This is a genomic window from Anaeromicropila populeti, assembly GCF_900112775.1.
In the GTDB taxonomy this organism is placed as follows: Bacteria; Bacillota; Clostridia; order Lachnospirales; family Lachnospiraceae; genus Anaeromicropila_A; species Anaeromicropila_A populeti.
On record NZ_FOYZ01000004.1, the window covers coordinates 68,189 to 83,355 of the forward strand.

Sequence of the window (15,167 nt, forward strand, 5' to 3'; positions counted from 1 at the left end):
TTATTATTTGGGAATAGTGGCATGAATATGAAATCCTTTTGTCCCATCTGATCCAAAAATGACAGATCCACTTAGTTTTTTAATTCGATCCTCTATTCCATGTAGACCATAGCCCTTTCTAATTTCTTTGCAGCCTGATCCGTCGTCTATGACATAGATCTCAATTTCAGCAGGTTTATATCTTAAAATAATATGTATGAGGGAAGAATTGCTGTGGCGGATGGAATTGGTAACTGCCTCTTGACATAAGCGGAATATAGCTTCTGTCTGTCTGGTATTTAACTCATACATAGTTCCCTGGGTTACAAAATCCACTAATATATTCTGATTTTTCAATGAGTCAATAGCCTTAGTGAGGGAAGTATGGGTAATAGTAAAATCTTTTCCACTTAGGGATTTATTAATATCGGAAAGGCTGCTTTCAAGAAGTTCACGAATCTGTTGAACCATAGGTATACAATTTTCAACTTGGTTTTCTCTTGCTATAAGTCCGCAATTTCCGATTGCTACAGTAAAGGTATGGCCTAGTATATCATGCATTCGTTGAGCAATATCTGCCTTGGTTTTCGTTATTGCCAGCTCCTTTACAGTTTCTGCTAATTTCTGAAGCTGAGCATTAATTAACTCTAGTTCTTCATTTTTTGTCTGAAGCTCCTGATTCAACTTTAAAATCTCCGATATATCATGAAAAATAATAATATAATCACTTGAGGAAGCGGGTATTTTTGTAATTTTGTAGTAAATATTATTAAGACAATAGGTAATTGTTTTGGAACAAAAATTTTTACAAAATATATATGGAGGAAGCATATCCGTTTCAAAATAACTGCTAAAGGTACGATTACAATACAGTAGGTTTCCAGAAGAATTTAGATAACCAATTCCCTGAGGAATATTATCATAAATTAATTGATAAGAAACCGGTAATAAATCTAAAAAGCGGTATCGATAAGCGGGTATTGTAAAAAGTATGAGGGTTAAGGCTCCGAAAACTGGTGTAAAGTCAAAAACGGGAAATGGAAATATCCATGGAATAGAAGTTAGCTTAAACAGTATGTAATATCCATTACATAACAGGGTGAAAATTATAACTGTAGATAGGAGAAAGCTAATTATTTTTTTGTTTTTTAAACTTTGCTGGTGAGTAAAATTTCTAGAGAGGAGTAAAATGCTGACAATTAAATAAATATATTGAATTGATTGTATTGGAACAAATAATTTTCCGAATTTGTCCCGATAGAAATCGTAGTAGGAATAAAACTGCATATGAATAGGATTGGTAAGTACAATTATATAACTAACAACAGGTGGGACAGACAAAAAGAAAATGAGTGTTTTCCCAGGTATCCTATTGTTAATATAAATAAGCGAGAAAATCAGTAAAAATAATCCTAAAAACTGAACGCCAAAATACTGGGTTATGATAAAAAACCATCGAACCGTCTGATTTGGGGAAACAGTTTTTAAAACCTTAGAAATCATCCAAAGCAGAATCATTGCAACTACAGACAGGTAGCTATAGAGCAAAGGTGTCCGCTTGGACTTTAAATAGATAAAAGTAGTAAATCCTGTTAGTAAAATAATTGCAGCTATATGAAAAGTTAAGATAGTATAAATTTCTATTGCCAGTTTATGAGATATTTCCATTTTCATCACCAGTTTTAGTGTATCAGATTAAATGAGGAATGACAAGACTGCCTTTCACTTGTCTATGATAATGAAAAAACTGCCTTATGTTTTTGTAAAGATAACAATAATAATAATCCTAATACCCCACAGGAAAGAATTTCACCGATTCCTACAGTAAGCATTAAAAAAGGAATGGCATCAGGAATACCATAGCTGATGCGGAGAATCCATGGAACAATGATAGTATTTGCAGCAATAGGTGGAAGGGGTACGAGAAATTTGTTTCTACGCAGGGCATAAGAACAAATGGCACCAATCAATGTTGCCAAAGTACCAAAAATAATGTCTAGCAGACTGCATCCTGTTACAATATTTGCCAGCAAGCATCCAACAGAGACACCTGGAATGGCAGCAGCAGTAAAAAAAGGCAGTATCGTTAAGGCTTCAGACAGACGAAGCTGAATGGCGAAGTTTGCCAGTCCCAGCATGCTGGAAACATAGGTAAGTACAACATATAAAGCTGCAATCATGGCAGCCTGGGTTAAAAATAGAATGCTTTTATTTTTCATAATAATCTCCTTTAGTTTTGGTTTAAAGCCGATGGCTTAAGCAAGGAAGGTCTCGAACTTGCCAACAATTATTATACTGTATGGAGAAAAATTTGTAAATGGAATAATAGAGCAAATTTTATTATGAATAGGAGTAGAAAAAAACAGGATTTTTGAGGTATAATAGGTAGAACAAGAGTTTATATTTATAGGGTATAGAAAAGAGGTTACAATGAAATTTATACATATAGCAGATATTCATTATGGCATGATGCCAGATGCCGGGAAACCATGGAGTGAAAATAGAAAAAAAGAAATTTTGCAAAGTTTTTATGAAGTATTAGCCGTATGTAACAGGGAAAAGGCAGATCTGCTTTTAATTGCAGGGGATTTATTTCATCGGCAGCCACTAAAAAAGGAACTAAAGGAAGTTGAGTATGGCTTTTCAAAGTTGAGAAATACACAGGTAGTCTTAATGGCAGGGAACCATGATTATATTGGACAAAATTCGTATTACACTCAGTATGAGTGGAAGGAAAATGTTAAGATTCTGCAAGGTGGGGAAATGCAAAGTCTTTCTTTTCCCCACTTTAGTACAACAGTATATGGGTTCAGCTATGACAAAAGAGATATCATAGAGCCGCGTTATGACAGCCTGTATGCAGAAAGGGAAAATGAAATTAATATTTTGCTGGCTCATGGAGGAGACGAAAAAAATATTCCTATTAATGTAAGAAAATTGAATGCTTCTAATTTTGATTATATTGCGTTGGGACATATTCATAAGCCACAGCTGATTAGTAATAAAATGGCTTATTGCGGTTCACTGGAGCCATTAGATATTAATGAGACAGGTCCTCATGGGTATATAATGGGTGAGATTATAAAGGAGGGAACAAAGGCATCCGTAAACATTCGGTTTGTTCCTTGTGCTAAAAGAGAGTACATTCATTTAAAGGTGGTGGTGGAACCTGAGATGACTGCCTTTCAAGTCTATGATATTATAAAAGAAGAAATTGAAAGGAATGGAGTAAATAACTTATATCGCATTATATTGTGTGGGTTTCGGGCAATTGATCTGGAGTGGAATTTTCAAACAATAGGTTTGCTAGGCAATATAATCGATGTGATGGACGAAACGATGCCTAATTATGACTTTGAGAAGTTATACCATGAGAATAGAAATAATATGATTGGAATGTACATTGATGCTATTCGGAAATCGGGCTATGCAGACGATATAGCAGATAAAGCACTCTACTTGGGACTGGAGGCGCTTAAGGTTGGAGAATAAAACATTTTATATTGAAAAACTACTGCTAGAGAATTTTGGAAAATTTCACAAAAAAGAAATACTACTAACCCCTGGAATTAATGTTATTTATGGTAATAATGAAGCAGGAAAATCTACTGTTCTGGCGTTTATCAGAGGGATGCTGTTTGGAATTGAAAAAGGCAGGGGGCGCATCAGCAAGGATGATTTGTATACAAAATATCTTCCATGGGATACGGAGACCTTATATTCTGGTAAGATGGAACTCTTTGTGGACGGAGCAGGTTATTTGGTGTCACGCAATTTTTATAAAGAGGTGAAGCAGTCAAAATATTACGACAGGAAAACTGGCCAGGAATATACCATAACTGGGGGCAGACCGGATTTTTTGCCAGAAGAGCTTACAGCAGCCAGTTTTCGTAATACTTTACTTGTAGAACAAAGGCAATTAGGTACAGATCGTGATTTTGTTATGGCAGTAAAAAACTTTGCAGCAAATATGTCTTCTACAGGAACGGATGATGTGGATGTGGCGTCGGCGATTTCTCATTTACAAAAAAAGAAGAAGAACATAGTTTCCAGACAGACGAGTTTAATGAAAAAAGAAGTGGAAGATCAGATTTATCAGCTTGGGGACATAATAGGACAAAAAGATAGATTATTTGGGGAAATAATGAAACTGGAAAATCAGGTGAGGGAACTGGAAAAATTCACGGGTCAGCAGTGGAAGGCTTTGCAAGAAACAAGGCTGGTGCCAGTGAAGCAGCAAAAGCATAAGTTTTTTTGGCTGATTATTGAAATAATTGCAGGTATCTTTGGTGTTACACAGCTCTACCAAAAGGTATATCTAAATTTTTTTCTTTGCATTTTGGTTGTAATTGGGTGTATTATAGTGGATAATAGACAGTACTTATATGGAAAACAAAACATAAACCAGAAGGCAGGGGAGAATCCTTACAATCAGATGGAACGGCTTGAGCAGGAGGCAAAGAAACTAGAGGAAGGACGTGTACAGCTGGAACGTCTTCACTGGGAAATGGCTGACTTGGAAGCAGAAGAGCAGATGCTTGAGCAGTTAAACAGCAGACTTACTGAATTAAGCAGGCTGGAGAATAAGGAGAGGGAAGAACTTCAAGCGATTAAGTTGGCAATAGATACTATCTGTACTCTTGCAAAAGAAATACATAACAGGTTTGGAGACAGTCTGAATCAAAAGGCGTCTCAGATTATTTCAGAGATTACAGGAGAAAAGTATACTAATTTATTTATTGATGAAGACCTGAACATGAAAGTTCTTTGTGATAATCAATATATAGATATTAGCCGATTAAGTGAAGGGACCATTGCCCAGATGTATCTGGCTCTAAGATTAGCAGTAGGAGAACTTTTGTTTCCAGATAAAAAAGTACCTGTTCTATTAGATGAAAGCTTTTCGTTTTATGATGAAAAAAGATTTTATAACGTAATGAGCTGGCTGGAAAAACAAGACAGACAGGTTATTTTGTTTAGTTGTCAGGAAAGAGAGATTAGTTATATGAAGAAAAACAAAATACCATATCATCTTGTAAAATTATAGTGCCAGAAACAATATTTTGTTAAGGAAAAGGAATAACTATGGGTAAGAAATTGAAAAAAAAGAAGCGTAAGCATAGCCGTGGGTATTATATTTTTACAATGGCATTTAAAATTACTTTCTTAATTACATTAATGATAGGACTGATTGGTGGAGTCTGGTTCTATTTCGCCTATGGAAAAGATATTTTACAGTTGCAAAAGGAAGCGAAAATTTTAGTAAGAGAATCTTCAGTTGATACATTTCGCCAAACGGAGACAAGTCTGGTTTATGGTGCCAATGGAAAGCTTCTTATGTCTATGAAAGGGGAAAAGGATTCCTATTACATTGCATATGAGGATATACCAGATGAAGCCAAGCAGGCAATGATTGCTATTGAGGACAAAAACTTTACAATCCATCATGGTGTTGACTGGAAGGGGGTTATGCGGGCTGCATGGATGTTGGTTAAGCACAGAGGACAGGTGACCCAGGGAGCCAGTACAATTACCCAACAGCTGAGCCGAAATATTTTTTTAACCCATGAAGTAAGCTGGGAAAGAAAAATTAAGGAAATGTTTATTGCATTTGAGTTAGAAAAGAAGTACTCCAAGGCACAGATTTTAGAATTTTATTTAAATAATATTTATTTTGCTAATGGTTACTATGGAATTCAGGCAGCAAGCAAAGGCTACTTTAATGTTACAGTAGATAAGCTTAGCTTATCACAAATTGCTTTCTTATGTGCAATACCCAATAATCCAACGTTGTATGATCCGATTGATCACCTGGAAAATACCTTAAAAAGACGAGATCGTATTTTGTATCAGATGAAAACGGACAAATGGATTGTACAGGAGATTTATGAAGATGCTATTGCAGAGACAATAGAACTTGATGTTAAGTCGGTTTCTAAAAAGAATTATGTTGCCACATATATTATATATTGTGCCACAAGAGCATTAATGAGCCAGAATGGTTTTGAATTTAAAAATGAATTTAGTTCAGAGGATGAGAAAGCGGCTTACGAGACTAGTTATAGTGATATGTATACCCAGTGCCAGCAAAGTCTATATAGCGGCGGATACCGAATTTATACTTCTATTGATATGACAAAACAGAAGAAGCTTCAGAATGCTGTGAATGAGGAATTAAAAAGTTTTGATGAGAAGAGTGAGGACGGAATTTATAAACTACAGGGTGCAGCTGTTTCTATTGAGAATAAAACAGGAAGGGTTGTAGCAATTGTTGGGGGACGTAATCAAAAATCTGTTGGTTATACTTTAAACCGTGGATTCCAAAGCTTTCGTCAGCCAGGAAGCTCAATTAAGCCACTGGTAGTGTATACGCCAGCATTTGAACTGGGGTATACGCCAAATAGCAAGGTGAAGGATGAGAAGCTGAAGGATGGTCCCAAGAATTCTGATAATACTTATCTTGGAGTTATTCCAATCAGAACAGCAGTTGCAAAATCAAAAAATACCATTGCATGGAAGCTTTTTGAGGAAATTACACCAAAGGCAGGGCTGGCCTACGTTTTAAAAATGAATTTTGCTAAAATACAAGAAAGTGATTATGGTTTAGCATCTGCACTAGGTGGATTGACAATTGGAGCAAGTCCGGTAGAGATGGCATCTGGTTATGCTGCATTGGAAAATGATGGTGTGTATCGAGAGCCAACTTGTATTGTTAAAATAACAGATGCGCAAGGATATGAAATTGTACCTGAACAAATTACAAAAAAAAGAATTTATGAAAAAAATGCTTCAAGAATGATGGTAAGCTGCATGAATACTGTTATGACAAGTGGTACAGGAGCTGGAATAAAACTTTCTAATATGACTTGTGCTGGAAAAACAGGCACTACCAATGATAAAAAGGATGGATGGTTTGTTGGATTTACTCGATATTATACGACAAGTGTCTGGGTTGGATATGATATACCACAGACATTAAGTGACCTTCAGGGGGCATCTTATCCTGGACGTATTTGGAAAGCATATATGGAATGGCTTCACGAAGATTTGGAAGATAAACCGTTTGAAGAGTATGAGGATACCAAGGACGAAAAGAACGAAGTTCAGCCTACAGAAGAGGAAATTGATTATAAGGAAGAGGATATGCACTTAGAATTTTCTGAAGAGCCTGAAGAAGAGGCACCAGAAGAAGAATGGAGTGAAGAAGGAGATGAGCCAATAGAAGAACCACTTTCCACAGATGGCGTAGAAGGATATGGGGGAGATGTGGTTGATGAGCCAGAATGGGATGAAGATGAGAATGAAGAGAATATGGAAGAAGAACCGGATGAAGCACAAGAAGATGGGCAAGATGATGTGACAGAGAATAGTGAAACAAGTGAAGAGGATAGCGGAGCAGACACAGAACCTCAAGATGGAGAAGTGGTGGAATAAAACCAGATGTTTCCCATAAATTAAAACAGAGCCTAAAGATGTAACAATAATCTTTAGGCTCTGGCTATATAAAACATTATCTTTTGTTATACTGTTCAAGTATTTTCTGAATACGTTTTGTTGGGTTCAGGTATTGGCTGATGGAAGAATCATGGTTTAATGTATCAATTAATAAAGCAATATATTTACTCATATCAACACTTATATAATATTCTTTGGTTAATAGCTCTTCTGACTGATATACTAAGTTAGTAGTCATTAATCTGTAAATCAAGCCATTTTCATAAGCCTTATCAAATTTTTCCAGTCCGTTGGTAAATAAGCCAAAGGTACATGCAACAAAAATTCTGCCAGCTTTTCTGCGTTTTAACTCTGTTGCCACATCAATAATACTTTCACCAGAAGAAATCATGTCATCAATGATAAGCATGTCTTTGCCTTCAATGTCCGTACCAAGAAATTCGTGTGCAACTATAGGGTTTCTGCCATCTATTATTTTGGTATAATCGCGGCGTTTATAAAACATACCCATGTCTACACCAAGTACGTTGGCATAGTATACTGCTCTGCCCATACCCCCTTCATCAGGGCTGATAACCATCATATGTTCTGCGTCCATCTCGATATCAGGAACATTTTGAAGAAGCGCTTTAATAAATTGATAAGTAGGTTGTACTGTTTCAAAGCTCTTCAAAGGAATTGCATTTTGTACTCTTGGATCGTGAGCATCAAAGGTAATAATACTTTCAACACCCATGTTTGTTAGTTCTTGAAGGGCAAGTGCACAGTCAAGGGATTCTCTAGAACTACGTTTATGTTGTCTGCTTTCGTATAGAAAAGGCATAATAACGGTAATTCTTCTCGCTTTTCCACCTACAGCAGCAATAACACGTTTTAAGTCCTGATAATGATCATCGGGAGACATGTGGTTTGTCTGCCCACAAACTGTATAAGTAAGACTGTAATTACATACATCAACAATTAGGTATAAATCTGAACCACGGACAGATTCCTTGATTACTCCTTTTGCTTCGCCTGAACCAAAACGGGGACAGGCTGCGTCCAATAAATAGGAATCTCTTTGATATCCGGCAAAAGCAATTGTAGCTTTATGTTCACTATCTCGTTCATTTCTCCAGTCAACAATATAATCATTTACCTTATATCCTAAGTCTCTGCTGCTTTCCAAGGCAATTATACCTAAAGTGCCTACGGGTATGGTATTAAAAATTCTTTCTTGCGGTGCCATTGCAATTCCTCCATTTTAAATGTATCTGATTAATAGTTCGTTGTACGATATTAAAATTTATCCAGTTAATTTTATATCATTTTCTAAGTGACACGTCAAGGTGCAAATACTTTTTTTAGTCGAATATCTTTACCAACAATTTTTAAGAGCTTGTAATTACTGGTTATTCTAGAGAAAATTCTTTCGCTGTACTGGGCATTTAATTTGTCTAATGACAAATTAGTTGAAATTATTGTTGATTTTTTACTCAAATGACGTTCGTTGATACATAAGTAGAGCTGTGAAGAAATAAAACTATTATTTAATTCTGTACCTAAATCATCAATAATCAGCAGGTCGCAATTCATAATACCCTGAAACTGTTCTGTAATTTCATAGCTTTCTTCGTTTTTGCTAAACTTGTTTTTTTCCAAAATGTCAAACAGCTGAAAAGAGGTCAGGTAAATGACAGTATGTGAGTTGTTTAGCAGCTCGCGGGCAATGCAATTGGTTAAAAAGGTCTTTCCAACTCCTGTATTGCCATAAAATAAAATGTTTTCATATACAGAATCGAAATTTTTAATAAAGCTTAAACATTCCTTTACAACCTTTTGTATATTTTCAAAAGGGCTGAGACCTGTGCTTTCTTCTTTGTAATTTTTATCATAATAGTCAAAAGAAAAAGTGTCAAAATTTTCTTCAGCAATAGCGGAACGAATATTTGACTGGGTGTATAATAAATCTACGATGGACTGCTTAAAGCATTGACATTTATCCCGTCCTACAAACCCAGTATCCTTGCAAATAGGACAGGTATAATTAGGAGTCAGGTAATTTGCCGGATACCCGTTGGCTTTTAAAAGCTCTTCTTTTTCAAAGGACAAAAGTGCAATTTTTTCCTTTAAGGTAGTAATGGCAGAAGAATCACCATTTAGTGCTAGCTTTGCAAAGGAAACGGATTCTTCGGCGATCATAATGTCAATATCATGTAAGGCTGGAATCTGTTTATAAACCTTTGCGTACTTTTCTTCTAATTCGTGACGGTTTCTTATCTGGCGGGCATCATATTCCCGCAAAATTTTATTGTATTGAAAATTCTTCAATCCCATAATTAATCTCCTTGTAAACCTTTATCACTGCATTTTGTTTAACAAGCGTTGCTCTATTGAAGAAAAGTCTTCTTTAGAATAGTTACGTTGAGGAAATGCATTAAATTTATTGGCAGGCTTGGCTTGCTGAGTAACAGCTGAAGGGTTGGACACATTTTTGTTATTGTGCTTTTCATCCAGCAGTTCAATATCCTTTTTAGATTTTACCCCTTTTTTAAACCAATTTTCCAAAATCTTATCTGCATACTTAAAGTCTGGTTTACCAGTTCGTAATAAAGTCCGGTTGCAGGCTTCCACAATAATAGAAGTATCAAAACAATATTTTGAAATCCACTTATCCATGTATTGTTTTTCAATAGAACCAGGCTGTCTGTTAATTCCAAAGGCTTTGTTTATGGCATTATAGTTGGTGTTATATTTTGTAATGGATAACTCTGCCTTCTCTACGGTGTCTATTCCTTCTTTTGCCCAGGATAAAGCTACAGCCTCTATGTAAGAAGGATTTCTTTTGTTTTTTGAGACACAATAGTCATATAAGTGCATAATTAAATCAGTAGAAAATCCTAAGGTTTCATATAAGTATAAAATCAACTGAATATCAGTAGGAGTTAAAAGGCGTTCTAAGTAAATTTCAATAATATTCATAAGCCATTTTACCTCGTCTGTATTTGTCAATTCAAAAATCTGGTTTTCCGTATAAGTTGGCTTTTCATATTCAGCTGGCATATCAACTGTTCTAGTTGCCGCAGTCTCCAGTGCTGCTGACTGGCGGACTTCCTCAGCTCCTATATTCTTTGAATCAGATTCTGAAGAATAAGGTTCTAATAACATAATACTAGTTATGGCACCACGCTCATCTTTGTCAAGGCTAATTAGGTTAGACTTTTCCCAATAGTGTAGTGCTCGTATAATATCATTCTCGGTGTTATCTAATTGATCTGCAATTAATGTAATAGAAAATTCCCTGTTCCCCGCTGTTAGACAGCGTAACAAGTAAAGATATACCTTCACGTATTCACCATTTGCATGAGGCATATACACATCAATAAAAACATTTGAAACAATGGTAGCAGCAGCTATATTATTTGAAGTTAACACTATAGTATTCATTTCATCATCCTATCTAATTGCTTGAAAGTATCAATATTATAGCATAGATTAGGAATTATGCAAAGAGCACTTTCTTGAGTCAGAAAAAGGATAAGTTATCCCAGCTTAATGTGGATAATGTGGACAAGTTAATGTAATGTTAAGATTATAACAAAGTTTTGCATTAAAAAATCCACAATCAAATCTACATAAAAATGTTGATAAGGTTGTGGATAATGTGGATAACTATTTCAATAAAAGTTCTTCGCCTATTAAAACAACGTCTCCAGCGCCCATAGTTATCAACAAGTCACCGTTAGTACATTTTTTTAATAAATAGTCTTCTACTTCGGTAAATGTGGAAAAATACTCTGCTGATTTACCTAAAAGTTCCAACTCGGACACTAAATCTTTGGAAGAAATATCTCCAGGATCCTTTTCCCGGGCTGAATAAATATCAGTTATTACAATGCCGTCAGCCAAAGACAGGGCAGATGCAAATTCCTTTAATAATGCTTTCGTTCTGGAATAAGTATGTGGTTGAAATACGCACCAGAGCTTTTTGTGTGGATAATTTCTGGCAGATTGTAATGTAGCAGTAATCTCTGTTGGATGGTGAGCATAATCATCAATAATGGTTACACCGTTTTTAATTCCTTTTTTTTCAAATCTTCTTTCAGTGCCTCGAAAAGCCAGAAGTCCTTTTTGAACTGTTTTGACTGAAATATTCATTTCAAGAGCAAGAGCAGCCACTGAAAGTGAGTTCCATATGTTATGTTCACCAACCACACTAAGCTGAACTGGAGCAATAAACGTATCCTTATAGTATAAATCATAGCGGCCTATTCCCATAGGATCAAAGGAAATGTTATGTGCCTGGTACAGGGCATTACTAGAAGGTAAGCCATAAGTAATCACTTTACAAGTCAAATCCGAGGTAATCTCTTCATAGTGTTCGATGGCAGAATGAATAACCAAAATTCCATCGGCAGGAATCCGTTTTGCAAATGCATGAAATGAATTCCGAATGTCATCTAGATCTTTAAAAAAATCTAAGTGATCAGCATCTACATTTAGGATAATCCCAGCTGTAGGATAAAATTTTAAAAAGCTGTTTGTATATTCACATGCTTCTGTAATAAAATTAGGAGATTTACCAATCCGGATGTTTCCACCAATGACATCAAGTATCCCTCCAACAGATATGGTGGGGTCTAATTCTCCAGCTAAAAAAATATGAGACAGCATGGAGGTCGTGGTTGTTTTGCCATGAGTGCCAGATACAGCAATGGCGTTTTCATAATTTTTCATGACCTGACCTACCATTTCTGCCCGATCCATCATAGGAATTTTTGAGGCTGAAGCAGCCATAAATTCGGGGTTTTCTTTACTAATAGCTGCGGTATATACAATTAAATCAATGTTAGGCGTAATATTTGTGGCACTTTGTCCATATAATATATTAATACCAAGATTTTTTAGGTGTTGCGTGATTTTAGATTCCTTTGCATCAGAACCGCTAATTTGAAATCCCATTGAGTGAAGAAGCTCTGCAAAACCACTCATGCTGATTCCACCGATTCCAATAAAATGAATGTGAATGGGTTTTTTGAAATCAATATTATACATAATTAATCATTCCTATCTATTCCTTATAATGTTATTATGATCTTTCTAAAGATATTATAATCATTTGTGGTAAAAAAACAAACATAAATATAAAGAAAAATTGTTAGCTTTTCTAACAAAAACATATTAAAATATAAGTATACACTAGTCTTTTGCAATAAAATTGGAGTGATAATGAAAAAATGCTAAAAAAAACAAGATAAATTGCAAAAAATTAGTGAAAATTATTCACAATTGTATAAATAAATGTTATAATAAGTATATTAAACAACAAGAGGTGATTACGTGATTAAAAAGGAAATGATTGCAATGTTACTTGCAGGTGGACAAGGGTCCAGACTTGGTGTCTTAACAGCTAAGGTAGCTAAACCAGCGGTTGCTTTTGGTGGTAAGTATCGAATTATTGATTTTCCATTAAGTAACTGTATCAATTCTGGTATTGATACAGTGGGTGTTTTAACACAGTATCAGCCATTGCGTTTAAATACCCATATTGGTATAGGTATACCTTGGGATTTGGACAAAAACATAGGAGGTGTTTCCATACTGCCTCCATATGAAAAAAGCAATAGCAGTGAGTGGTATACTGGAACTGCAAACGCTATTTTTCAAAACTTAGAGTATATGGAATACTATAACCCAGATTATGTATTGATACTGGGGGGAGATCACATATACAAGATGGATTACGAAGTTATGCTTCACTTCCATAAAGAAAATAAGGCAGACATTACTCTGGCTACAATTCCTGTACCTATTGAGGAAGCAAGCAGATTTGGAGTTGTTATTACTGACAGCCATAATCAAATTACAGAGTTTGAAGAAAAGCCTCCAAAGCCAAGAAGCAATCTTGCTTCTATGGGTATCTACATTTTTAGCTGGCCTGTACTTAGAGATGCTTTGATTACATTGAAAGAGCAGCCAGGCTGTGACTTTGGCAAGCATATTATTCCGTACTGCCATGATAATGGAAAACGGATTTTTGCTTATGAATACAACGGTTACTGGAAAGATGTAGGGACACTAGGTTCCTATTGGGAATCCAATATGGAACTAATTGACTTGATACCAGAATTTAACCTATACGAAGAATTCTGGAAGATTTACACAAAGTCAGACAAGATTCCGCCACAGTATATTGCGGAATCAGCAATTATAGATAAAGCTATTATTGGTGAATCAGCTGAAATATATGGGGAGGTACATAATTCCGTAATCGGCTCTGGGGTATATATAGGAGCAGGCACTGTAGTGCGCGATTCAATTATTATGTCATCTTCTGTAATAGGTGAGAGAGCAATTATAGATAAAGCAGTAATTGCAGAAAATGTTGTAGTAGGCAATGATGTTGTTTTGGGAACAGGCGAAGAACTGGAGAATAAAGTGAAGCCAGATGTATATTCGTTTGGATTGGTAACAATTGGAGAGGATTCTTTTGTTCCAGACGGCGTTAAGGTAGGTAAGAACACTGCAATATCAGGAATAACAGGATTAAATGATTACGTAAATGGTATACTTGAAAGTGGAGAAACTCTAATTAAGGTAGGTGACAGATAATGAGAGCAATAGGAATCGTTTTAGCTGGTGGAAATAGTACAAGAATGAAAGCGTTATCAAATAAGCGTGCAATTGCTGCAATGCCAATTGCAGGTGGATATCGTAGTATAGATTTTGTATTAAGTAATATGTCGAACTCTCATATACAAAAAGTTGCCGTTTTTACACAATATAATGCCAAGTCATTAAACGAACACTTGAATTCATCAAAGTGGTGGGATTTCGGCCGTAAGCAGGGAGGATTATATGTTTTTACTCCTACGATAACGGTGGATAATGGGTTTTGGTATAGAGGAACAGCTGATGCAATCGCACAGAATTTGAGTTTCCTTAAAAATAGTCATGAGCCTTATGTTGTTATTGCCTCTGGCGATGGCGTATATAAAATAGATTATAATAAGGTTTTGGAATATCATATTTCCAAAAAAGCAGACATCACAGTAGTGACTAAGGAACTTCCTGAAGGGGAGGATGCCAGTCGCTTTGGTGTAATTAGAACTGATGAGGAGGGGAGAATAAAAGAATTTGAGGAGAAGCCTATCATTTCTGCAACTAATAGAGTATCTATTGGTGTGTATGTAATACGACGCAGACAGCTGATTGAATTAATTGAAAAAGCTGAACAAGAAGAGCGCCATGATTTTGTTAAGGATGTGCTGATAAGATATAAAGGTCTTAAAAGAATTTTTGCATATTCTATGGATAGTTATTGGAAAAATATAGCTTCTGTAGATTCCTACTATGATACAAACATGGACTTTTTGAAAAAAGATATCAGGGATTACTTTTTTAAAGGATATCCAGATATTTATTCTAAGGTGGAAGATTTACCTCCAGCCAAATATAATGTAGGTTCTTCAGTAAAAAATAGTTTAATATCTAGTGGTTGTATTATTAATGGGACTGTTGAAAATTCCGTACTGTTTAAGCAGGTATATGTTGGGAATAATGCTGCCATTAAGAATTCAATTATCTTAAACGATGTGTATATTGGAGACAATGTATACATTGAAAATTGTATTGTAGAAAGTCGTGATACAATAAGAGCAAACACCACATATGTTGGTGAACCAAACAATATTAAAATAGTTGTTGAAAAAAACGAAAGATATGTATTGTAAAATTTACATATTGCAAATTAA

11 protein-coding genes are annotated in these 15,167 nt (G+C 35.4%); 5 read left to right on the forward strand and 6 right to left on the reverse strand.

The window, feature by feature from the left end:
• Window positions 1-3: 3 nt before the first annotated feature.
• Both BM305_RS06065 and BM305_RS06070 read right to left on the reverse strand, forming a co-directional pair.
• On the reverse strand, window positions 4-1,647 hold the full coding sequence (locus BM305_RS06065) for a sensor histidine kinase (protein ID WP_177214572.1): 1,644 nt from the start codon (window positions 1,645-1,647) through the stop codon (window positions 4-6).
• A gap of 62 nt (window positions 1,648-1,709) precedes the next feature.
• Complete coding sequence (locus BM305_RS06070) at window positions 1,710-2,198, reverse strand: QueT transporter family protein (RefSeq protein ID WP_092559815.1); 489 nt, start codon at window positions 2,196-2,198, stop codon at window positions 1,710-1,712.
• Between the two features lie 211 nt (window positions 2,199-2,409).
• On the opposite strand from BM305_RS06070, the gene BM305_RS06075 reads away from it, so the two are divergent.
• The 3 genes from BM305_RS06075 to BM305_RS06085 are packed head-to-tail and all read left to right on the forward strand — an operon-like array spanning window position 2,410 to window position 7,413.
• Window positions 2,410-3,471 (forward strand): metallophosphoesterase family protein, encoded by a 1,062-nt coding sequence (locus BM305_RS06075; protein WP_092559816.1) that lies wholly within the window; start codon window positions 2,410-2,412, stop codon window positions 3,469-3,471.
• A complete protein-coding gene (locus BM305_RS06080) occupies window positions 3,461-5,026 on the forward strand; it encodes an ATP-binding protein (RefSeq protein WP_177214573.1) in 1,566 nt (521 codons plus the stop codon). The genes BM305_RS06075 and BM305_RS06080 overlap by 11 nt, the downstream gene beginning before the upstream one ends.
• A gap of 38 nt (window positions 5,027-5,064) precedes the next feature.
• Window positions 5,065-7,413: a transglycosylase domain-containing protein gene (locus BM305_RS06085; RefSeq protein WP_092559818.1), complete on the forward strand. Its 2,349-nt coding sequence runs from the start codon at window positions 5,065-5,067 to the stop codon at window positions 7,411-7,413.
• 76 nt (window positions 7,414-7,489) lie between these two features.
• Here BM305_RS06085 and BM305_RS06090 read toward each other — a convergent pair whose 3' ends face one another.
• The 4 genes from BM305_RS06090 to murC all read right to left on the reverse strand — a co-directional run bounded on the left by BM305_RS06090 (window position 7,490) and on the right by murC (window position 12,468).
• Window positions 7,490-8,662 carry a ribose-phosphate pyrophosphokinase gene (locus tag BM305_RS06090; RefSeq protein WP_092559819.1) on the reverse strand — a complete coding sequence of 391 codons (1,173 nt, stop codon included), beginning with the start codon at window positions 8,660-8,662 and terminating at the stop codon, window positions 7,490-7,492.
• Window positions 8,663-8,757: 95 nt separating this feature from the next.
• Window positions 8,758-9,750, reverse strand: coding sequence for an ATP-binding protein (locus BM305_RS06095; RefSeq protein WP_092559820.1), 993 nt, complete (start codon window positions 9,748-9,750; stop codon window positions 8,758-8,760).
• 24 nt (window positions 9,751-9,774) lie between these two features.
• Window positions 9,775-10,860 (reverse strand): DnaD domain protein, encoded by a 1,086-nt coding sequence (locus BM305_RS06100; protein ID WP_092559821.1) that lies wholly within the window; start codon window positions 10,858-10,860, stop codon window positions 9,775-9,777.
• 225 nt (window positions 10,861-11,085) lie between these two features.
• On the reverse strand, window positions 11,086-12,468 hold the full coding sequence (murC, locus tag BM305_RS06105; protein WP_092559822.1) for a UDP-N-acetylmuramate--L-alanine ligase: 1,383 nt from the start codon (window positions 12,466-12,468) through the stop codon (window positions 11,086-11,088).
• 285 nt (window positions 12,469-12,753) lie between these two features.
• On the opposite strand from murC, the gene BM305_RS06110 reads away from it, so the two are divergent.
• Both BM305_RS06110 and glgD read left to right on the forward strand, forming a co-directional pair.
• On the forward strand, window positions 12,754-14,025 hold the full coding sequence (locus BM305_RS06110) for a glucose-1-phosphate adenylyltransferase (RefSeq protein ID WP_092559823.1): 1,272 nt from the start codon (window positions 12,754-12,756) through the stop codon (window positions 14,023-14,025).
• Complete coding sequence (gene glgD / locus BM305_RS06115; RefSeq protein WP_092559824.1) at window positions 14,025-15,146, forward strand: glucose-1-phosphate adenylyltransferase subunit GlgD; 1,122 nt, start codon at window positions 14,025-14,027, stop codon at window positions 15,144-15,146. Before BM305_RS06110 ends, glgD begins: the two co-directional genes overlap by 1 nt.
• Window positions 15,147-15,167 lie beyond the last annotated feature (21 nt).

What these genes read in the sequence shown, in the direction of transcription:
- BM305_RS06070 (WP_092559815.1), bottom strand. Translation starts at nt 2,198, where the DNA reads ATGAAAAATAAAAGCATTCTATTTTTAACCCAGGCTGCCATGATTGCA.
- glgD (WP_092559824.1), top strand. Translation starts at nt 14,025, where the DNA reads ATGAGAGCAATAGGAATCGTTTTAGCTGGTGGAAATAGTACAAGAATG.
- BM305_RS06090 (WP_092559819.1), bottom strand. Translation starts at nt 8,662, where the DNA reads ATGGCACCGCAAGAAAGAATTTTTAATACCATACCCGTAGGCACTTTA.
- BM305_RS06075 (WP_092559816.1), top strand. Translation starts at nt 2,410, where the DNA reads ATGAAATTTATACATATAGCAGATATTCATTATGGCATGATGCCAGAT.
- BM305_RS06065 (WP_177214572.1), bottom strand. Translation starts at nt 1,647, where the DNA reads ATGGAAATATCTCATAAACTGGCAATAGAAATTTATACTATCTTAACT.
- murC (WP_092559822.1), bottom strand. Translation starts at nt 12,468, where the DNA reads ATGTATAATATTGATTTCAAAAAACCCATTCACATTCATTTTATTGGA.
- BM305_RS06095 (WP_092559820.1), bottom strand. Translation starts at nt 9,750, where the DNA reads ATGGGATTGAAGAATTTTCAATACAATAAAATTTTGCGGGAATATGAT.
- BM305_RS06085 (WP_092559818.1), top strand. Translation starts at nt 5,065, where the DNA reads ATGGGTAAGAAATTGAAAAAAAAGAAGCGTAAGCATAGCCGTGGGTAT.
- BM305_RS06100 (WP_092559821.1), bottom strand. Translation starts at nt 10,860, where the DNA reads ATGAATACTATAGTGTTAACTTCAAATAATATAGCTGCTGCTACCATT.